This is a genomic window from Rhodococcus maanshanensis NBRC 100610 (assembly GCF_001894865.1).
Lineage (GTDB): Bacteria > Actinomycetota > Actinomycetes > Mycobacteriales > Mycobacteriaceae > Rhodococcus_G > Rhodococcus_G maanshanensis.
In genome coordinates, this window is record NZ_BCXA01000032.1 from 88479 (window position 1) to 107515 (window position 19037).

Genomic DNA, 19037 nt, shown 5'->3' on the forward strand with positions numbered 1-19037 from the left:
ACGGAGGCAGAAGGTGTGTGTCGGCCCGCGGTCACGACGGCGCCGTGTGCTCATGGGCGCGGGGTGTACGCCACCCTTCCGCTCGGTGCCGACCGCGGCCGGGCGCGCTCGATCGCGTCGAGGATTCGCCGGATCAGCTTCGGCGGGGTGGCCAGATCGCTCCAGGTCCACCGAACGACCTCCCAGCCCTCCGCCCGGATCGCGTCCTCTCGCAGCTTCTCCGCGCACACCACGTCCGCCGGGGTCTGGCCATCCGGCACCAGCCTGCCGTACTTCGACAGACCGTCGAACTCGCCGACCACACCGAGCTCCTCGAGGAGGAAGTCCACCCGACCGAGGTGTTCTCCGTCGGCGGTGTAGAGATTCGGCTGCGGTTCAGGCAAGGGGAGCTGGTGGCGGAGGAAGAGCACCCGGCTACGGGATTCGCCCACGCTCTCCGACCGGCCGTCGAGCAGGCCGAGCACGCGCCGGGCGACGGCGCTGCCGGGGCGGCCTGCGATCGACGCGACCGCATCATTGAGGTCGTCGGACGAGAGCGGAGTGCTGTGCAGCGCATGGTCCCCGACGACCAGGACCTGCTCGAACGGCAGTGTCCTCGCGAGGTCGAGGATTGTGCGCGCCAGCGTGGTGACCCGCAGCCCGTCGACCTCGGTCACCTCCGATGCATCGAGCGCGGCGGAGTGGACGTGCCGGACCGCCGATGCGCGTCCACCGGTGCGGCGATCACGGGTGAGGTGCACGCGCAGCAGGGGTGTGTTCCACAGCGCGAGACCGTGGACGACGGCGGCGGATTGGTGGCTGAGCACGGCGTCGGGAGAGGACGCGAGGACCGTCGACTCCGCGAGCATCCGATGTCGACCGACGGAATCGAGGGCGTCGAACTGCTCGCGGTCGGTGAAGGATCCCGGACGCAGCCGCCGCCAGCTCCCCCGAGCACACATCCGCTGGAGTTGCCGATCGGTTGCGCCGCGCCGCAGTGCCTCGGGTCTCCGGATGATCTCGCCCATGAGCGGCATCGTGCACCCTGGCTCGGCGGAGGGGAGGGGGTCGAGCGGGGTATCCATCCGGGCTGTGGACAACCTTCGACCTGTGGACGACCCGCCGGACCCTTGATCGCACACCCCTTTTGGCGCGTGCACACCCGTAGTCGGCGTGCAGTGGCCGTGTGACGGCCGGAGAAAGGGTGTGCAGGTGGGGGCGGAAACAGAACGCGCCCCCACCGAGAGTCGGTGGGGGCGCGTTGCTGGGTATTGCTACTTCTTGCGGCCGGGGGCCTTGGCGCCTGCCTTGAACCCGAGTCCGCCTGCCTTCGGCTGAGGCAGCGGAGCGGCCTCAGCGGCGGGAGCACCGTTGTCGGCGGGTGCACCGTTCGCGGCGGGAGCCTCGGCGGCAGGTGCACTCTCGGCGACCGGTGCGGCCTCGACAGGTGCACTCTCGGCGGCGGGTGCGGCCTCGACAGGTGCACTCTCAGCGGCCGGGGCCGGAGCCGCGGGCGCCGCTGCGGCCGGAGCGGCCTTGCGTGCACCCGGGGCCTTGGCGCCCGCCTTGAACCCGAGCCCGCCCGCCTTCGGCTGCGGCGGCGCGGCCGGAGCCTTGGCGGCCGGAGCCTCAGCTGGGGTCTCCGCAACCGGAGCCTCGGCGGCAGGTGCCGGTGCGGCCGGTGCTTCGGCGGCCGGAGCGGCAGCCTTGGCGCCGGGAGCCTTGGCCCCACCCTTCATCTGCAGACCCTTGCCGGGAGCCTTGGCGCCGGCCGCGAGGCCCAGCCCCTTCGGCTTGGCGGCGGGAGCGGCGGCCGGAGCCTCCGCAGCAGCGGCCGGAGCGGCCTCGGCGGCGGCCGGAGCCTCGGCGGCGGGTGCTGCGGCCGCGGGCTTGGCGCCCGGAGCCTTGGCCCCACCCTTCATGCCAAGACCCTTGCCCGGTGCCTTCGCGCCACCCTTGAGGCCGAGGCCCTTCGGTGCGGCGGCCGGAGCAGCAGCGGTCTCGGCGGCCGGAGCAGCCTCGGCGGCGGGAGCGGCAGCGGCGGGCTTGGCACCCGGAGCCTTCGCACCCGGAGCCTTTGCGCCAGGCGCCTTGGCCAGACCCTTCATACCCAGACCCTTGACCGGGGGCTTCGCGGCGGCAGGAGCGGCGGCCGGGGACTCCGCAGCCGGAGCGGCAGGTGCGGCCTCGGCGGCCGGTGCGGCCTCGGCGACGGGAGCCGCTGCCTTGACTCGGGGCTCGACCTTGATCTTCGCGGTCAGCTCCGCCGGCTCGAGCCGGGTAATGGAGTTCAGCATCAGCTGGGCGACGTCCACGACCTCGACGCCCTCGCCCTGGCCCTGCTCCTGGCGCGCGGTGACGCCGTCGGTGAGCATGACGCGGCAGAAGGGGCAGCCGGTCGCGATCTTCTTCGGATCCGTGGACAGTGCCTCGTCCACGCGGTCGACGTTGATGCGCTTGCCGATGTTCTCTTCCATCCACATGCGCGCACCACCGGCGCCACAGCACATGGACCGCTCGCCGTGGCGCGGCATTTCCTTGAGCTTGGCGCCGGACGCCTCCATCAGCTCACGGGGCGCGTCGTACACCTTGTTGTGGCGACCAAGGAAGCACGGGTCGTGGTAGGTGACGTCCTCGGACACCGAGGCGACCGGGATCAGCTTCTTCTGGCGCACCAGGCGGTTGAGCAGCTGGGTGTGGTGGATGACCTCGTAGTCGCCGCCCACCTCCGGGTACTCGTTGCCGAGCGCGTTGAAGCAGTGCGCACAGGTGACGACGATCTTGCGCTTGGACTGCTCGACGCCGTCGAACACGGAGTTGAGCATCTCGATGTTCTGCATCGCGAGCTGCTGGAACAGGAACTCGTTGCCCGCGCGGCGAGCGGAGTCACCGGTGCAGGTCTCGTCGGCGCCCAGGACCATGAACTTCACGCCCGCGGTGGCGAGCAGCTCGGCGACGGCCTTGGTGGTCTTCTTCGCGCGGTCCTCGTAGGCACCGGCGCAGCCGACCCAGAACAGGTACTCGTAGTCCTCGAAGGTGTCCGCATCCTTGCCGAACACCGGGATCTCGAAGTCCATCTCGTTGATCCAGTTGAGGCGGTCCTTGGAGTTCTGGCCCCAGGGGTTGCCCTTGTTCTCGAGGTTCTTGAACAGGCCGGCCAGCTCGGACGGGAACTCCGACTCGATGAGCACCTGGTAGCGGCGCATGTCGATGATGTGGTCGACGTGCTCGATGTCCACCGGGCACTGCTCGACACAGGCACCACAGTTGGTGCACGACCACAGCGTCTCGAGGTCGATGACCGGCGCGAGCTCGCCCTCGACGGTCTCGCCGACCAGCTTGCGCTCGGCCTCGGTGCGTGCGGCTTCGGGGATCTTGGCCAGCGCGGCCTCGTTGACGTTGCCGTCGCCGTCGACCAGGCCGACCTCGTCGCCGCCCATGTCCTTCTTGCCGCCCGCGAGCAGGTACGGCGCCTTGGCGTAGCCATGGTCGCGCAGCGACATGATCAGCAGCTTGGGCGAGAGCGGCTTGCCGGTGTTCCATGCGGGGCACTGCGACTGGCAGCGGCCGCACTCGGTGCAGGTGGTGAAGTCCAGCCAGCCCTTCCAGGAGAAGTCCTCGATCTGACCGGCACCGAGGGTGTCGGTGTCAGGATCGACGTTCTCCATGGTCAGGGCCTTGCCCTTGGACATCATCGGCTTCGCGGCGCCGAGGGCGACGTCGCCGTCGTCCTCACGCTTGAAGTAGATGTTCGGGAACGCGGAGAAGCGGTGCCAGGCGACGCCCCAGGTGATGTTGCGGCCCACCACGTACAGCCAGATCATGCCGGACATCAGCTTGACGAACGCGAAGATCGAGACCATGACCGCGCTGGCGGGCAGCAGCTTGGCGACGTTCATGGTGAAGAAGTCGGTCCACGGGTTGGCGTGGCCGTAGGTGGCGATCTTGCCTGCCTTCACCATCACCATGCCGAGGCCCTCGACGAGCACGACGATCTCGACGAAGTAGGCCGGGCCGAACTTCGAGCCGCCGAAGCGCGAGAGGCGCGCGGGGATCCGCGGGTGGTTGAGCTGGCGGATCACGATGAGCGTGATGATGCCGACGATGGTGCCGATGCCGAGCAGCTCGTCCCACAGGTGCCACACCCAGGTGTCGCCGAACAGCGGCCAGTGGAACTCGGGGTTGAAGGTCTGGCCGTAGGCCTCGAACCACAACAGGAAGCCGCCGAGGAAGCCGATCATCACGAGCCAGTGCGCCCATCCCACGGTGCGGAACTTCTGCATCCGGGTGTGCGCGATGAACTCTACGATCATCTGCTTGAAGCGGGGGAGGAACGGGCGCCAGCGGTCAGGGGCTGGTTGACCGAGCTGCACCGTCTTCCCCATGGTCCAGGCCCCACTCAAGAATGAGGCCCAACACACGAGGCTGAGCAGTGCGCCGATCGTGCCCAACGTGATCGTCAGGGCGTTCATGTCACGGCCTTTCCTTCTACGACGGCAACGCCAACACGGGTTAAGTTACCCGCCGGTAGCATCCCGAGCCAACGTCGAGTCCATGGTCACGTCAGCGGGAGGCCGACGCGAGACACAGGAGTTCTCACGCTCACCGTAATTTGTGCCCCTTCGAGGGGTTCAGCGCAGGTCAACCTAACTTCGCCGGATGACCTGCGGAGAAGTAAGCGGATCGAAGTGGTTGGCGGGCAATTGCTGCGCCTTGTTCTCAGAAGAATCACAGATTAGTCTCCACCGAGACTGTGTTGTGACCCATGTGTCAATTTTGGTTTCCAGAGGGGATTTGTAGATGAGGCTGAAGAAGTTCGCGGCGACGTCGCTGATGGCGATCGCGGCGATGGGTGTGGGTGCGGGCACCTCGTACGCGGCACCGGCAGCGCCCGAGACCATCGACTGGAGCTCGAAGGTCGAGGGACAGTCGGTCGTCACCACCATCGACGCGGGCGCCTTCAAGGTCTCCGGCGACGGCAAGAACATCGAGCTGCAGGACAACGCGGGCAAGGCCGTCGTGAGCCTGCCGCTGGCGTTCCAGCTCAACTCGCTCAAGTTCCCGATGGAGCAGAAGATCAGCGAGGACGGCAAGTCCGTCACCCTGACCCCGATCTTCGATCTCGGCAAGGCCAAGTCGGTCACCCCGGCCGATCGCGGCGACCGCGCCGTCGGCAACATCGCGATCAAGGACATCGCCTCGCCGTCTGAGAATCTGATCGCTCAGAACACCTTCAACTCGCAGCTCGCGCTGGCCACCGCGACCGGCGGTCTGACCGGCACCATCATCGGCTGCGTTGTGGGCCTCGTTCCCGGTCTTGCGGCGGGCATCATCGGCGCGCTGCCCGGTTGCGTCACCGGTGCCGGCATCGGCGCGATCGTCGGCACCATCGCCGTCGGCGGCCCGACGCTGATCGCTGCTGGCATCGGCCTGGGTCAGACCCTGCTCGCCGAGCCGGGTACCACCATGTACGCGGAGCACCTGCAGAAGTAGTAAGCCCAGAAACACGACTGCGGCCCGTCACCTCTCCGGAGGTGACGGGCCGCAGTTCTGCGTAGGCCCGTTTGACGTTGGCGTCTGAGCCCGCACCGTCGAGGTCCACAGCGGCGCCGGTGCCGGCTGGAAGGCCCGCACCGGCGTTGCGCGCTAGGACAGGTTGGCGCCGCCGATGTTCGTCGCGATCTTGACGACGTAGCCGAACGAATCCATCAGAACGGGCAGCAATGCCTCCATGTAACTTTCCTTCTGTCCGCCGGCGCGAATGCCAGGCATCGTTCTGGCTGGGCCCCCCAGCCAGGTGTGTCGCTGGCGCGCAATCCTCCCCGCCCCAGGAACAACGGGATTCTACCGTTAACCAACGGTTAAGTGGTGAGTTACCCCGGAATGCGAAAAGGGGCCTCGGACGCGAAAGCTCGCGTCCAAGGCCCCTTTTCGGGAAGGCTATGCGCCTAGTTGGTGCGGATCTTCAGGCCGGGGGTTCCCGCGAGGACGTTGGTGATCGGTGTCGCGGTCACCTCGGGTACCGTGGCGGAATCGCACGTCCCCTCGATGGCCTTATTCGATCGGACCGCGATGCCCAGCGCCGTGGTGCCGGACAGCACGGCGCCGCCGCTGTCGCCGCCCAGTCCACAGATGTTCACGGTGAAACGACTCGGCCAGAGGGGAATAGTGTCGATGTCGACGAATCCGACCGTGCCGCAGTGGTAGCCGGTGACTCGGCCGGACATGCACACGGGCATCCCTTCCACGGGGTCGGCGGTGCCGGTGATCGCTACCGGGTCCTGGCCGGGGGCACGAACGTAGTTGTTCTCGAAGCGCTTGGCGAAGTTCTGGTCGATCTTGATCACCGTGTAGTCGAGTGGGCTCTTTGACGTCTTGATGGCGGTGCCGAAGCGATCGCCGCGAACGCCGTCGACCACCTCGTGTGCGCTCGAGGCCTCAGGGGTGCCGCGGTCGAAGGGTCGGCCGGGTCGCAGTGTCCGGCGGTGAGGACCGCCGCGTGACCGGAGGCGTCGGTGGCGTTGAACGCGAGCGAGCACATGTGGGAACCGCCGGAGGTATCCACGAAATCGTAGACGTCGCCACCCATGAAGGCATCGGGGTCCGGCTGGGGCGTGGTGCCCTCGGCCGTGGTGACCGTGACCTGCTGGGTGGTGGTGGATCCGGCGACGCCGTCGCGGCCAGAGAACGTGGCGGTGATGGTGTGCTTGCCGTTGGTTTCGGGGCTCCAGATCCATACGGCGGTGCCGTCGGCCTCGACCTTTGTGCTACCGATGACGTCGGTGCCGTCCTTGAATTCGACGGTGCCGCCCGCTGCCGCGGGAGTGACCTTCGCCGTCAGCTCGTACTCATTGACGTCGGGTGCCGCTGTGATGGGGTCGAGGGTGACCGTGCTCGACTCGGCGGTGGGTTCGGTGGGCTTGGTCGGGCCGGATGAGCCGAGCGAACCGAGCCCCGGCAGGTCGGGCGAGATGGGTTCCTGTGCTGGCCCCTGCGCCACCCGCACGAAGCTGAGGGAGTCGGGCAGCTGCAGGCCCTGGCCCGCGGCGGTGTCCTTGACTTCGAGTGCGATGTCGTTGCGGACGGCATCGATCTTGGCGCCGTTGATCTGGCCGGACAGTGGTGCGGGGAGCTGCTGGGTCCAGCTGTTGAGCTGGCCGAGCATCTCGCGCAGGGTGTTCTCGCTGCGCGCCTGGTCCTTGACCTGATAGCCGGCTGCCTCGACGGCGGTGCGGGCGGCGGCCTTGTCCGGTCCATCGGCCAGGCCGACCAGCGGGGTGCCGGCCGCATCGAGCCAGGCACCGGCGAACGCGGTGGGGAACTTGCCGCGCAGCGTGTCGGCGAACGTCGCCAGTTCGCGCCCGGCCTCTGCCTGTGCGAGGTACTGGGCCGCGCTGAGTCCGAGATCGCGCTGGACCGCGGCCACCAGGTCCGCGGGCAGCGCGGGTGTCGGTGCGGCGGGTGCCGCCTGGGCGAGGGTCGCGCAGGGCGCGACCAGAAGGAGTGCCGCGGTGCCGATCATCGCGGCACGGCGGGCTCGGGTACTTCGCATGGGGACCTTTCGGTATGCGGGTATGACCAAGGCGTTGGGGCCGGGGTCGGTTGCGGAACTGTATGGGCGATGTCCGCCGTTGCCTACCGAAAATTGATGGGATGAATGTGGACTCAGGGGCGTGCGTCGGCTCGGATCTGCGGGTCGGGGTGTCACCCGGGAATGCGAAAAGGGGCCTCGGACGCGAAATCTCGCGTCCGAGGCCCCTTTTCGTGAGGCCGAGAGTTCTCGTCTAGCTCGTGCGGACCTTCAGGCCCGGGTTGGCCGCGAGGATCGCGTTGATCGGCGTGGCGTACAGCTGGGGGCTGTCGCCGACCAGCGTGGTGACCACGGAGGCCAGCTCGCAGTAGCCCATGTCGCCGACGTTGGAGGCGCTCGAGATGCCCAGCGCCCTGGTGCCGGTCACGACGGCGCCGCCGCTGTCGCCCTGCAGCGCACAGATGTTCGCGGTGAAGCCGTTCTTCAGGGTGCGGGTTCCGACGTCCACGATCTGGTTGACGGAGTTGATGGTGCCGCAGCTGAAGCCGGTGGTGAGGCCGGACTTGCAGACCGGCGCCCCGACAACGGGATCGGCGGTGCCGGTGATCGGCACCGGGTTCGCGCCGGGGGCGCGGACGAAGTTGTTCTCGAAACGCTTGGTGGCCGCGTCGTCGATCTTGATCACCGAGTAGTCGAGGCCCTCGACGGTCGACTTCGCGAAGGTGCCGAAGCGATCGCCGAACTTGGCGCCGTGCGTCTCGAATGCGATCGAGGCGGCGCCGGTGCCCGCGGCGTCGCGGTTCGGGTCGCAGTGTCCGGCAGAGATGTTCACCGTGCGGCCGGAGCCGTCGGTGCCGTTGAAACCGAGCGAGCAGCGGAACGCGCCGTCCGCGTTCTCGGCGGCGTAGGCGTCGCCACCGAGGCGGGCGTCGGCGGCGACGGGGCTCTCGGCGGCCGGCGGCGCGGACGAGCCGAGGGCCGGTGCCAGCACCACGCGTGCGGACTCGAGGAAGTCGGGCAGCTGCAGACCCTGGCCCTCGGCGGTGTTCTGGACGCGCAGCACGACGTCGTTGTTCACCGTGTCGATGGCGGCGCCGCTGATGAGACCGGACAGCGGTGCGGGGAGCTTCTCGATCCAGCTGTTCATGTGGCCGAGCTGGTCGCGCAGCGCGCGCTCGCTGCGCGGCAGGTCCTTCACCTTGTAGCCGGCGGCCTCGACGGCGGCGCGGGCGGCGGCCTTGTCCGGTCCGTCCGCCAGACCGATCAGCGGCGAGCCGGCCGGATCGAGCCAGGCGCCCGCGAAGGACTCGGGGAACTTGCCGCGCAGCGTGTTGGCGAACTCCACCAGCTTCTGACCGGCCTCGGCCTTGTCGAGGTACTGCTCCGGGCTGATTCCGAGATCGCGCTGGATCGCGGCCACCAGGTCGGCGGGCAGCGCGGTCGCGGGCGCCGGTGCGGCAGGCTCCGCGTGTGCGAGGGCCGCGCCGGGCGCGATCAGGAGGAGGGCCGCAGAGCCGATCATCGCGGCACGGCGGGCGCGAACGCTACGCATGGGGACCTTTCGGATTGAGGGCATGCGGGCATGACCAAGCCGAAGGGGCCGGGTCAGTTGTAGCGACTATATGGGTTACGCCCGCCGTTGCCTACCGGAATCTGTCGGATGATTGGGCTCAGCGGCGCGCGTCGGCGGCCCGGACCTGCAGGTCGAGGCCGAGAGCCGCGTTCGCGTGGTCGACGATCTTCTCGATCGGGATGCCGATGCTCGCGGTGCCGCCCTCCGGCGCCAGCACGAGGTTGGCCTCCGTGCAGTTCGGGGCGCCGCCGGAGTTGGAGCCGCTGGTGATGCCGAGGGCCCTGGTCCCGGTCAGGATCGCGCCGCCGCTGTCGCCGCCGAGGGTGCAGGTCGAGCCCGCGAACCCACGGACCAGGCGGGTGCTGCCGTCCGCCATGTGCAGCGGGGCGTCGACGCTGTCGGCGAGGACGAGGCCGCAGGTGAAGGTGGAGGTCTGGCCGGACTTGCAGATCGGCGCGCCGATGACGGGACGCGCGGTGCCGGTCACGGTGACGGTGGTGCCGTTGGCCCCGCGGACGGTCGGCTTGTCCAGCCCGGCGGCGGTGCCCGCGTCGTTGAGCTTGATCACCGAGTAGTCGAGGCCGCCGGCGGGCTCACCCATCGCGGAGTGCCGGAAGGTGCCGATCTGCGTGCTGCGGGTGACGTCGGCGAAGTCGGGCAGGTAGACCGGGGCGCCCGCGGGCACCTTCGCGTTCTCCTGCGAGGGATCGCAGTGGCCCGCGCTGAGGTTGTAGGGGGCGCCGGCGGCGTCGACGGCGTTGAAGCCGAACGAGCAGACCCCGATCTCGCCCGGGTCGACGTCGCGGGTGATCGGGCGCGGCGTGGTGATGTAGGTGTCGCCGCCCTGCGCGTGCTGGTCGACGGGCGGCTGGCCGCCGGGGGTCAGCACGACCTTCAGCCCGGCCAGCAGCGTCGGCAGGTTCAGTGCCCGGCCGATCGGGCTGTTCACCACGTCGATGACGACCCGGTTCTCCAGCACGTCGATGGAGGTGGAGTTGATCTGTGAGGAGACGTCCTTCGGCAGCCCGAGGATCCACTGGTTGAGCTGTGCCAGCGAACCCTCGAGATCCTTCGCGGACACCGCGGCGAGGTGGGTGGCGTAGCCGTCGCCTGCCACCCGCTGCGCCTCGGCGGTGGTGGTGACCGCGACGACGGGGACACCGTCGACGCCCATCCAGGAACCGGCGTAGGTGGCGGGGCGGCCCTCGCGCAGGGTCTGCGCGTAGCCGGCCAGCCGCTGGGCGGCCTCGGCGCGCTCGATGTACTGCTGCGGGCTCAGCTTCAGGTCGCGGGCGATCGCGTCGACGAGTTCGGCGGGCAGCTGCTGCGCGACCTCGGCGGGCGAATTCGACTGGGGTTCATGCGGTTCGGCCTGAGCGATGGCGGAGAGGGGGAGCAGGGTGGCCGAGGCGAGGATTGCGGCGCGGAACGCCAGCCGGAGACGCATGAAGACCCTTCGTCGAGAGCGCGGATGTATCAGCGCTCCACCTTAGGGCAAGTGCGGCCCCGACGCCCGTGTCCCTGGTACACCGCTCGGGCAACTCGGGCAAGTCGGGCACCGTGCGTCAGGCGATGTCCTCGGGGGTGGTCGTGGTGGTGGTCGTCGTCGTGGTGGTCGTGGTCGTTGTGGTGGTCGTGGTTGTCGTCGTGGTGGGCTCGGTCGTCGTCGTGGTCTTGGTGGTCGTGGTCGGCCGATGGGACGGGCTCGGCTGTACGGGTGGCGTCGTGGTGACGGGCGGCGGGGCCTGGGTCGTCGGGCGAACCGTGGTGGTGGGCGCGGTCGAGGCTGCGCTCGACGTCTTGCTGCTCCTTGCGGTCGTGGACGCGGGCGCCTTGGTGGTCGTCGTGGTGGTTGGGCGCAGCGAGACGGTGACCTTGGGTGTCGTGGACTCGTCGATGACGGGAACCGCGGTCGCGGGGGCGTCGGAGGAGCGCAGGCTCACCACCAGACCGACCAGTGCGACGGTCAGGATCACGGCGGCCGCCGCCGTGATCACCGTTGTCCGTTCGAACCGGGAGCGGGGCGCCGCGGCGATCGGCGTCGCCGCGGCGGCGGAGGACGGCGGCACCGGGTCCGGGTCCAGCAGGACGGGCAGCACCGGGCGGCCCGGCCCGGCCTCGGTGAACGCGGTAGGCGGGCCGGCAACCGGGACCGGGGGAAGGGTCACGGTGTCGGCGTCGCCGTCGATGTCGGTGCGGACCGGGGCGACGACCACCGTGGCGATGCCGTCGTCCGTGGCGGACGAGGCCTCGCCCGCCGCGATGATCGCGGCGCCGTGCGCTCCCGTGCATCCGGGTCGGGGCGCGAGCACCGTCGGCAGGCCGATGGTCGCCTCGGCCAGTCGCGACACCAGCGGCATCGTCGAGCCGCCGCCGGTCAGCAACAGAGCGCACACGTCGGACGGCGCCAGGTCATGGGCGCCGATGGTCTGCTCCACGAGATCGAGCGATCCGGTGATCGACGACTCCAGCAGCTCCTCGAGCTCGCTCCGCAGCAGGGTGACGGTGGCGGTCGCGCCTGCGATCTCCACCGCGATCGACGTCTCGGTCGCCGTTGACAGTGCTTCCTTGGCGTCGGCGCACCGGCGCCGCAACGCCGACAGCTCGGCCCTGGTGGCCGGATCGCTCAGGTCCACCGGCCCGAGGTCGCCCGCGGCCGCGCCAAGGACGTGCTCGAGGATCGCCTGGTCGAAGGTGTCGCCACCGAATCGGGTGGTGAAGGTCGACGGCCGGAGCAGCCCTGCCTCCGCCCCCGTGCGAACCAGGGAGATGTCGAGCCCGCTGCCACCGAGGTCGTAGACCGCGACGATCGCGTCGCCCAGCCTGCCGTGGGCCGCCTCCAGCCAGGCCACCGCGGCCACCGGCTCCGGGGTCAGCGTCACCCCGGCCAGCCCGACGTGCGCGAGGGCGTCCCGCATCGACTCAACGGTCGCCTCGGACCAGCGCGCGGGGTGGGTGGCGACGATCTCGGGCTGCTCGGACAATCCGGGGAAGGCGTCGGCGGCCTCGTGCACGAGACTGTGCATCGCGGTGGCGACCAGGTCCTCGGCCAGGTATGCGGAGCCGTCGCCGATCACCAGCCCGGCCGGATCGCCTGCGTGCGCGGCGAACCCGGAGATGACGTCGGGTGCATCGAGCGGAGAGCCGAGCACCGCCTCGCCCGCCGCCGTCAACTGCAGTGTGGCGGGGCGAGCGATGATGGCCGGCTCGGCGTCGGTACCAGGATCACCGGTGGTGTGGAGGACCGCAACGGCGTTGGTGCCGCCGACCCCCAGCCCAAGCCCCGCGGCCATGTCTTCCCCCGTCTCATAACTGCCGCGCTCGCCGGGGTGTCGCGCGTCGCGCTGCCGGACCGATGCGCGATCTCGGGCGATAGCCTATCCATTCGCCTACTCTCGGTCCGAGAGCATCGACGCAAGTGGGGGCGGTGACCCGTGGCCCCACGCGAGGTACTGGGAGAAACATGACCGATCCCGCATCGCCACCGGTGCCACAGCCGGTCCTCGTGCCGCTCAGCGCGGCGGCCCTCTTCCTGGTGATGACGGCGGGACCCGCTACCGAGGATGCGATCCGGCTCCGCGATGTCGCCTCGGACGTCGGGTCGTTGGTCCGGGCGGTGGGCTTCCGCGAACTCGCCGGGTCACTGTCCTGCGTGGTGGGTTTCGGTTCGGAGTTCTGGGATCGGGTGGGGCCGAGCGCCACACCGGCCGGGCTGCATCCCTTCATCCCGCTGCGCGGCGACGTGCACAGCGCGCCGGCCACACCGGGGGACGTGCTGTTCCACATCAAGGCCTCGCGTGCGGACCTGTGCTTCGAGCTGGGGCGTCTGATCCTCACGGCGCTCGGCGATGCGGCGACCGTCGAGGACGAGGTGCACGGATTCCGCTACTTCGACGCCCGCGACCTGCTCGGCTTCGTCGACGGGACCGAGAACCCGACAGGGGCAGGCGCCGGCGCGGCCGCCCTGATCGGGGCGGAGGACCCCGCATTCGCGGGCGGCAGCTACGTGATCGTCCAGAAGTACCTGCACGACATGGCCGCATGGGCCGAGCTGAGCACCGAGGAGCAGGAGCGGGTGATCGGACGGACGAAGCTCGAGAACGTCGAACTCGACGACGCGGACCTGCCGAACAACTCGCACGTCGCGCTCAACACCATCGTCGACGACGACGGGACCGAGCGCGAGATCCTGCGCGACAACATGCCGTTCGGGTCCCTCTCCGCGGGCGAGTTCGGTACCTACTTCATCGGATACGCGAAGGACCCTGCCGTCACGGAGCTGATGCTGCAGCACATGTTCCTCGGCGATCCCCCCGGCAACCACGACCGGATCCTGGACTTCTCCCAGGCGGCGACGGGCACACTGTTCTTCGTGCCGAGCCAGGACCTGTTGGAGGCGCTCGCCGACGTCCCCGTGCCCGGGGAAGCGGAAGCGGAGCCGGAGGAGGTCGCGCCGCGCGACCTGTCCCTGAAAATCGGTGATCTCAAAGGAGTGTCCCAATGACTGATTCGAGCAATCTGCACCGGAACCTGGCGCCGGTGACCGAGGCCGCCTGGGAGCAGATCGGCGAGGAGGCCGCGCGCACCTTCAAGCGTCACGTCGCCGGGCGTCGGGTTGTCGACGTCGCCGGTCCGTTCGGTTACTCCTATTCCGCGCACAACCTCGGCCGCGTGCGCTCGATCACCGCATCGGACAGCAGGATTCGGGCACAGCTCCGCGAGGTGCACCCGCTGGTCGAGCTGCGCTTCCCGTTCACGCTCAGTCGTGCGGAGATCGACGACGTGGCCCGCGGGTCGCTGGATTCCGACTGGCAGCCGGTCAAGGACGCGGCCAAGGCGATCGCGTTCGCCGAGGACCGCACCGTGTTCGCAGGCTTCGAGGAGGCCGGCATCGCCGGGCTGGGGCCGTCGAGCAGCAACCCGCCGCTGTCGCTGCCCGAGGACCCGCTGTTGGTCCCCGACGCCGTCGCCTCCGCGCTGTCGGCGCTGCGACTGGCCGGCGTGGAGGGACCGTATTCGCTGGTCCTCGATGCTGATACCTACACGGCGGTGAGCGAGACCAGGGACAAGGGACACCCGGTGTTCCACCACCTCAAGGATCTCGTCGGCGACATCGTCTGGGCCCCGGCCGTGACGGGCGGCTACGTGCTGTCCACCAGGGGCGGCGACAACCAGCTCACGCTGGGTTCGGACCTGTCGATCGGGTACGACAGCCACACCGCCGAGTCGGTGACGCTGTATCTCGAGGAGACGCTGACCTTTTCGTCGTTGACGGCGGAGGCCGCCGTCGTCCTGGGACGCTGACCGATGACGCACTCACCGAACTACCGGGACGCGAATCCGTTGTTCAGGTTCATGCGCACCCTGGGCGGGACCAAGCCCATGTCGTGGTTCTTCGCCCGAACGCTCCACCACATCGATGGTCCGGTCTACCGGCTCACCAAGGGGCGCAACACGTTCACGACCCTCGTCACGGGGCTGCCGCTGGTCATGCTCACCACCACGGGGGCGAAGAGCGGGGCGAGCCGCACCGTCCCCCTTGTCGGGATGCCGGACGGGGACCGGATCGTGGTGATCGCCTCGAATTACGGACAGCATTCGAACCCGGCGTGGTACTTCAATCTGCGCAAGCACCCCGACGCCACGGTCACCGTCGCGGGCGGTGAGCCCCTGCGGGTGGTCGCCTACGAGGCGGAGGGGGAGGAGCGGGAGCGACTGTGGCGCATGGACCTGGAGGTGTACCCCAGCAGAGCCGCCTACGAGAAGCGCGCGCCCGATCGGCGGATCCCGGTGATGGTGCTCGAACCAAGGGCGGGCGGCTGAGGCCGACGACGGACGGGTCTCACCGCTCAGCCGACCAGCTCGCTCGATTCCTTCCGCCAGTCGTAGACGACCCGGGTCCGCAGGACGATGTCCTGCAGCGACCGGCGGTGGGGGTCGACGGCCGCCCACAGCAGGCCGAAGGCGAACAGGACGCAGAGCACGGCCCGTAGGGTGGCGCGGGGCAGCCGGAGCAGCCTGCCCTTCACGGTGACGACCCGCAGCCCCATCGCCAGCGCGCCGACGGTGCGCCCCGTCGTCGCCCAGCAACCGGTCAGGTACACGATCGACACGGTGAGGGTGACGGTCGCGGAGGCCAGCGCGGCCGGCTCGGGGAACCGGAAGTTCTGCGGGGAGTACAGCAATCGCACCAGGGCCAGGCCCAGGTAGGTCACGCCCATGATCGCGAGCACCACCCCGAGGTCGATCAGGGCGGCGGTCGCGCGGGTGACGATCCCGGCGGGCCGGTGCGGAGGTTGCTCGATCCGGTCGGTCACGGCGCCGGGTTCCCGGGGCGATCGTCGCCGCCCATCGGCAGCTCGTCGTCCTGGCCGGGGCCGCGGCCGAACAGCCTGCCGACGAAGCCTGCGACGGCGTCGTCGGCCTGCATGCCCTGGCTCCTGACCCCGCGAACCGCCTCTGACGACAGCGAACCCGTCGACTCCCGGATGATGTCCGGCAGGTCGACGCCCTCGATGATCTCGTCGGCGAGGCCGACGAGGTCCACGCGCGCGATGATCGCGTCGATGTCGATTCGTCGCGCCGCCTCGTCGAGGTCGACCCGCTCGATCTGCCTGTCGAGGTCGACGGAGTCGACGATGCCGTCCAGGTCGAGCCTGCCGATCACGGCGTCCACGTCGAGCCGGGCCGCGATCGCGTCGATGTCGATGGTGGCGGCGATCCGGTCCAGATCGAGGGACTCGGCGATCAGGTTGAGGTCGACGTTCTCGCGCACCAGGCGGGTGAGATCGACCTCGAGCAGGGCAGCCGCGACCACCTCCCGGATCACGAGCCGCAGCAGGTCCTGGACGGTCGGGGCGGCCGTCCGCACCACGTCCTCGCCTCGCGCCCGCAACGCGTCCGCCGTGGCGTCGAGGCGCCGGGCCAACCCGGGCACCCGGCGCAGCGTGTCGAGGGCGAAGCGGGCCGTTGCGCCGACCGCCTCGGCCGCCGTGACCGCGGCGCCGATCGTCAGGAACACCGCGTCGGCGCCGGGAAGGCTCGTCAACGGCCGGTTCGACGTTGGCGTGACTTGCTCGTCCGGTGACATGATCCCTCCCTGCTCGGGGTCTGACGCGAAGAGGTCAGGTCGTGATCATAGGTGTCACAGGCGGGTACGACGCCGGATGTGTCGGGGTCGTGACCCGAGCCCGGCGGTCAGTTCTCCGCGCCGTGGCCCATCGCGCGCAGCATCGAGAGCATGTCCGCGCGAGAGGTGGCGTCGAGGCGGCGGCGGATCCGGGCGACGTGGTGCTCGACGGTCTTCGCCGAGATGAACAGCCGGGCGCCGATGTCCCGGTAGGTCAGGCCCATCACCAACAGGTTCGCCACCTCGGCCTCGCGGTCGGTCAGGCCCGCGCTGAGCTCGCGTTCGGTTCCCGCCACGGTGCCGGGTGCCGACGACGCGGCCGGACGCAGGGAGCGCGCGACCTGCAGCAGCGTGGTGGCGGTCCTGGTGTCCGAGGCGCGGAGCGCGGCCTCGCTGGCGAGACGGGCACCGTCCCATGGCAACCCGATGCGGTCCAGGGTGCGGGCGGACTGTTCGACCACGGTCGCGTCGATCTCGCCCTGCAGCACCCGAAGCCAGGCGCGGCCCGCGGCCGCGAGCCCTGCCGCGTACGGGCTGGTCTCGGCCGCGACACCGAGGGCGTTGGCGTGCGGCAGCAGTTCCGCCGGGCTCTCGGCCAGGATCGCGGCCTGCACGCCGTACCAGTGCAACGGCGAGCCCCACAGCGTCGGTTCGCCGAGCCGGGTGAGCAGCTCCCTGGCCTGCTCGATGAGGTGCGCCAGCCGGTCGGTGTCTCGCAGCCGGGCCGCGCCAAGCCACAGTTCGCCGAGCGGCAGCAGGCTGAAGAGATCGGCAGAGTGCTCCGCGATGACGCCGTGTGCTCGCTCCCACGAGTGGGTGAGGGCGCCGATGTCCCCGACGCGGCGGGCCAGTCCGACCCGCAGCGCCGCGACGAACAGCGCGTCGCGCGGCGCGGGCTCGGTCTCCGTCGGCATCGCGTCGAGCCGGGCCGTCGCAGCGTCCAGGTCGCCGCGGATCATGGCGATCCAGGTCAGGAGCAACTCGTGCCGCTGACGGGTGGTGCTCTCGCGCGGCTCTGTGTCCAGGGCCCGCTGCAGCACGGCCTGGGCGCCCGCGAGTTCGCCGCAGGCGATGCCTGCCAGCGCGGTGATGGCGGCCCCGCTGTCGGGGAGCATTCGGGGACGGGAACCGTTGACGGACAGGGACAGTCCACGGGTCAGCGAGTTGACCGCGATCGCGACCTGGCCGTCGATCGACTGCCGCAGGCCCTGCGCGAGCAGCGAGGCACCCGCAGACGTCGACGTCGGGGGCGCGCCGGCCTGGCGGTCCGTCATGGCCTCGGCCTGTGCCGGCCGCCCCGCCGCAAGGAGCACGGTGGCCGCGACGGGTGCGTCGGGGCCGACGCGGGCCGGACCGAGCCATTCGTAGAGATCGGCGCTGCGGCCGAGCATGCCCTGCTGCGCCGCGACGCTCGCCGCGATCCGCACGGCCGCGGCGAGTTCGGTGTCGGTCAGGTCCGCAGCCCGTTCGAGCAGGCCGTCGGTGAGGGCGACCGCGGTGTCGAAGTCTGCGCACAGTGCCGCCGCCTCCGACCAGCGCAGGGCAAGGGTGGCCCGATCGGCACCGGCGCGGACGGCCTCGGCGTACAGGCTCGCGGCAAGCGGTGGTTCGGCGTCTTCGGCGGCGCCACAGAGGAACCCGGCGAGATTCGGATCCGTCACGCCCGCCTCGCCGTAGGCACGGGCGGCGGGGAGGTCGAGGGTGCCGTCCGCCAGCTTCGCGCGCAGCGAGTCGGCATGCAGCCGGGCCACCCGCTGCGTTCCGAGGACGGCGGCGAGCGGTTCGCGGGCGACGGGCAGGAGGGTGTGCGAGACAAGCCCGGTGCCACGGGCCCGGTCGATCAGGTCCTGCGCCGCGGCCGGGTCGACGGACAGCACCCGGACGAGTTCGACGGGGTCGGGACCGGAGCCGATCGCGGCGATCGCCAGGGTGCACAGCAGGTCCGCGTCGAGCTCGGCGAGCCGGGCGCGCAGGTGTGCGGCCGTCGCGGCGTCGAGTACCCGTTCCAGGGCGGCCTGGGTACGGGGTTCGGCGGGGTCGAGGTGGGACAGGGCGCCGAGCGCAGCGTCGACGGTTTGCACGCCACCCCCGGTGATCCGCAGGATCGCGGCGGCCAGCCCGATGGGAAGGCGTACGCCCAGTGTCGATTCCGCGCGAACAACGATGTCCCGCGCGGACATCGGGTCGAGGACCAGTGAGCCGAGCGTGTCGCCGAGCGCGCGCAGGACCCGGCTGTGCGGCCGGGGTTCGGTCGCGACGATCACTGTGATGTCCTGGCGGTGCGCGACAGTGGTCAGCGCGTCGACCGCGGCGTCGGGCAGCCGATGGGCGTCGTCGACGACCAGCGCGCCGCCGGGTTCGAGGCCCGCACCCGCGGTCGTGGCGACGGTGATCCCGTTGGCTCGCAGGTCTTCTCGGATGGCGGCGAGCAGGGCTGTTTTGCCACTGCCAGCCGATCCGCGGATCAGCATGTGCGGGTTGCCCGTTCGCGCAGCTAAGAGGAACGCCTGCGCGCCGGGCATCCCGGCGAGGGTGGTCGCCGGGATGACGGTGGATTCGGAGGTCAGCACGGTGAGGGGTCCTACTGCCCGCCGCCGAGCAGTCCGCCGACGCCCTGTCCGACGCCGCCGACCACCCCGCCAAGGCCGCCGAGCACGCCGCCGACGCCGTTGCCGACACCCTCCACGACGCCGCCGACACCGTTGCCGACACCGGTGGCAACCCCGCCGACGCCGTCGACGAAGTCGTTCGCGATCTGGCCGCCGCCGTCACCCTGCGGGGGTGCGGGTGGGGGCGTGTACCCGCCGCCCGCCGGGGGCGCGGGC

General features: G+C 70.3%; 15 protein-coding genes and 1 pseudogene. 4 read left to right on the top strand and 12 right to left on the bottom strand.

What is annotated here, in order from left to right:
• Window positions 1-50 precede the first annotated feature (50 nt).
• Window positions 51-1007, bottom strand: coding sequence for a type IV toxin-antitoxin system AbiEi family antitoxin domain-containing protein (locus tag RM1_RS16605; RefSeq protein ID WP_072752870.1), 957 nt, complete (start codon window positions 1005-1007; stop codon window positions 51-53).
• Window positions 1008-1253: 246 nt separating this feature from the next.
• Complete coding sequence (locus tag RM1_RS16610; protein ID WP_072752847.1) at window positions 1254-4451, bottom strand: (Fe-S)-binding protein; 3198 nt, start codon at window positions 4449-4451, stop codon at window positions 1254-1256.
• A gap of 328 nt (window positions 4452-4779) precedes the next feature.
• Between RM1_RS16610 and RM1_RS16615 the strand changes: the two genes are divergently transcribed.
• Window positions 4780-5472, top strand: a complete 693-nt coding sequence (locus tag RM1_RS16615; RefSeq protein ID WP_072752848.1) for a DUF8020 domain-containing protein — start codon at window positions 4780-4782, stop codon at window positions 5470-5472.
• Between the two features lie 153 nt (window positions 5473-5625).
• Here the strand turns inward: RM1_RS16615 and RM1_RS27065 are convergent, their stop codons facing one another.
• The 6 genes from RM1_RS27065 to RM1_RS16640 all read right to left on the bottom strand — a co-directional run bounded on the left by RM1_RS27065 (window position 5626) and on the right by RM1_RS16640 (window position 12376).
• Complete coding sequence (locus RM1_RS27065; RefSeq protein WP_281252173.1) at window positions 5626-5751, bottom strand: hypothetical protein; 126 nt, start codon at window positions 5749-5751, stop codon at window positions 5626-5628.
• Between the two features lie 176 nt (window positions 5752-5927).
• Window positions 5928-6326: a S1 family peptidase gene (locus RM1_RS16620; RefSeq protein WP_072752849.1), complete on the bottom strand. Its 399-nt coding sequence runs from the start codon at window positions 6324-6326 to the stop codon at window positions 5928-5930.
• On the bottom strand, window positions 6323-7531 hold the full coding sequence (locus RM1_RS16625) for an Ig-like domain-containing protein (protein ID WP_083576776.1): 1209 nt from the start codon (window positions 7529-7531) through the stop codon (window positions 6323-6325). Before RM1_RS16625 ends, RM1_RS16620 begins: the two co-directional genes overlap by 4 nt.
• 232 nt (window positions 7532-7763) lie before the next feature.
• Window positions 7764-9062, bottom strand: coding sequence for a S1 family peptidase (locus tag RM1_RS16630; RefSeq protein WP_072752851.1), 1299 nt, complete (start codon window positions 9060-9062; stop codon window positions 7764-7766).
• A 118-nt stretch (window positions 9063-9180) separates the two neighbouring features.
• Window positions 9181-10530, bottom strand: coding sequence for a S1 family peptidase (locus RM1_RS16635; protein ID WP_072752852.1), 1350 nt, complete (start codon window positions 10528-10530; stop codon window positions 9181-9183).
• A 118-nt stretch (window positions 10531-10648) separates the two neighbouring features.
• Window positions 10649-12376, bottom strand: a complete 1728-nt coding sequence (locus RM1_RS16640; protein WP_072752853.1) for an Hsp70 family protein — start codon at window positions 12374-12376, stop codon at window positions 10649-10651.
• Window positions 12377-12546: 170 nt separating this feature from the next.
• Between RM1_RS16640 and RM1_RS16645 the strand changes: the two genes are divergently transcribed.
• The 3 genes from RM1_RS16645 to RM1_RS16655 are packed head-to-tail and all read left to right on the top strand — an operon-like array spanning window position 12547 to window position 14906.
• Entirely contained in the window at window positions 12547-13587 is a 1041-nt protein-coding gene (locus RM1_RS16645; RefSeq protein WP_072752854.1) for a Dyp-type peroxidase, read from the top strand.
• Window positions 13584-14387 carry a family 1 encapsulin nanocompartment shell protein gene (locus RM1_RS16650; protein WP_027501616.1) on the top strand — a complete coding sequence of 268 codons (804 nt, stop codon included), beginning with the start codon at window positions 13584-13586 and terminating at the stop codon, window positions 14385-14387. Before RM1_RS16645 ends, RM1_RS16650 begins: the two co-directional genes overlap by 4 nt.
• A gap of 3 nt (window positions 14388-14390) precedes the next feature.
• On the top strand, window positions 14391-14906 hold the full coding sequence (locus tag RM1_RS16655; RefSeq protein WP_083576777.1) for a nitroreductase/quinone reductase family protein: 516 nt from the start codon (window positions 14391-14393) through the stop codon (window positions 14904-14906).
• A 26-nt stretch (window positions 14907-14932) separates the two neighbouring features.
• Here RM1_RS16655 and RM1_RS16660 read toward each other — a convergent pair whose 3' ends face one another.
• The 4 genes and pseudogenes from RM1_RS16660 to RM1_RS16675 all read right to left on the bottom strand — a co-directional run.
• On the bottom strand, window positions 14933-15388 hold the full coding sequence (locus RM1_RS16660; RefSeq protein ID WP_174562962.1) for an RDD family protein: 456 nt from the start codon (window positions 15386-15388) through the stop codon (window positions 14933-14935).
• Between the two features lie 8 nt (window positions 15389-15396).
• Window positions 15397-16173 carry a hypothetical protein gene (locus tag RM1_RS16665; protein WP_174562960.1) on the bottom strand — a complete coding sequence of 259 codons (777 nt, stop codon included), beginning with the start codon at window positions 16171-16173 and terminating at the stop codon, window positions 15397-15399.
• A gap of 107 nt (window positions 16174-16280) precedes the next feature.
• Window positions 16281-18734, bottom strand: coding sequence for a LuxR C-terminal-related transcriptional regulator (locus RM1_RS16670; protein ID WP_083576781.1), 2454 nt, complete (start codon window positions 18732-18734; stop codon window positions 16281-16283).
• A 59-nt stretch (window positions 18735-18793) separates the two neighbouring features.
• Window positions 18794-19037: pseudogene (locus RM1_RS16675) on the bottom strand (Hsp70 family protein); the annotation flags it as partial.

Coding starts and splice junctions, on each gene's coding strand:
- RM1_RS16665 (WP_174562960.1), bottom strand. CDS start 16,173: ATGTCACCGGACGAGCAAGTCACGCCAACGTCGAACCGGCCGTTGACG.
- RM1_RS16650 (WP_027501616.1), top strand. CDS start 13,584: ATGACTGATTCGAGCAATCTGCACCGGAACCTGGCGCCGGTGACCGAG.
- RM1_RS16610 (WP_072752847.1), bottom strand. CDS start 4,451: ATGAACGCCCTGACGATCACGTTGGGCACGATCGGCGCACTGCTCAGC.
- RM1_RS16640 (WP_072752853.1), bottom strand. CDS start 12,376: ATGGCCGCGGGGCTTGGGCTGGGGGTCGGCGGCACCAACGCCGTTGCG.
- RM1_RS16655 (WP_083576777.1), top strand. CDS start 14,391: ATGACGCACTCACCGAACTACCGGGACGCGAATCCGTTGTTCAGGTTC.
- RM1_RS27065 (WP_281252173.1), bottom strand. CDS start 5,751: ATGCCTGGCATTCGCGCCGGCGGACAGAAGGAAAGTTACATGGAGGCA.
- RM1_RS16630 (WP_072752851.1), bottom strand. CDS start 9,062: ATGCGTAGCGTTCGCGCCCGCCGTGCCGCGATGATCGGCTCTGCGGCC.
- RM1_RS16670 (WP_083576781.1), bottom strand. CDS start 18,734: ATGCCCGGCGCGCAGGCGTTCCTCTTAGCTGCGCGAACGGGCAACCCG.
- RM1_RS16625 (WP_083576776.1), bottom strand. CDS start 7,531: ATGCGAAGTACCCGAGCCCGCCGTGCCGCGATGATCGGCACCGCGGCA.
- RM1_RS16645 (WP_072752854.1), top strand. CDS start 12,547: ATGACCGATCCCGCATCGCCACCGGTGCCACAGCCGGTCCTCGTGCCG.
- RM1_RS16635 (WP_072752852.1), bottom strand. CDS start 10,530: ATGCGTCTCCGGCTGGCGTTCCGCGCCGCAATCCTCGCCTCGGCCACC.
- RM1_RS16605 (WP_072752870.1), bottom strand. CDS start 1,007: ATGGGCGAGATCATCCGGAGACCCGAGGCACTGCGGCGCGGCGCAACC.
- RM1_RS16615 (WP_072752848.1), top strand. CDS start 4,780: ATGAGGCTGAAGAAGTTCGCGGCGACGTCGCTGATGGCGATCGCGGCG.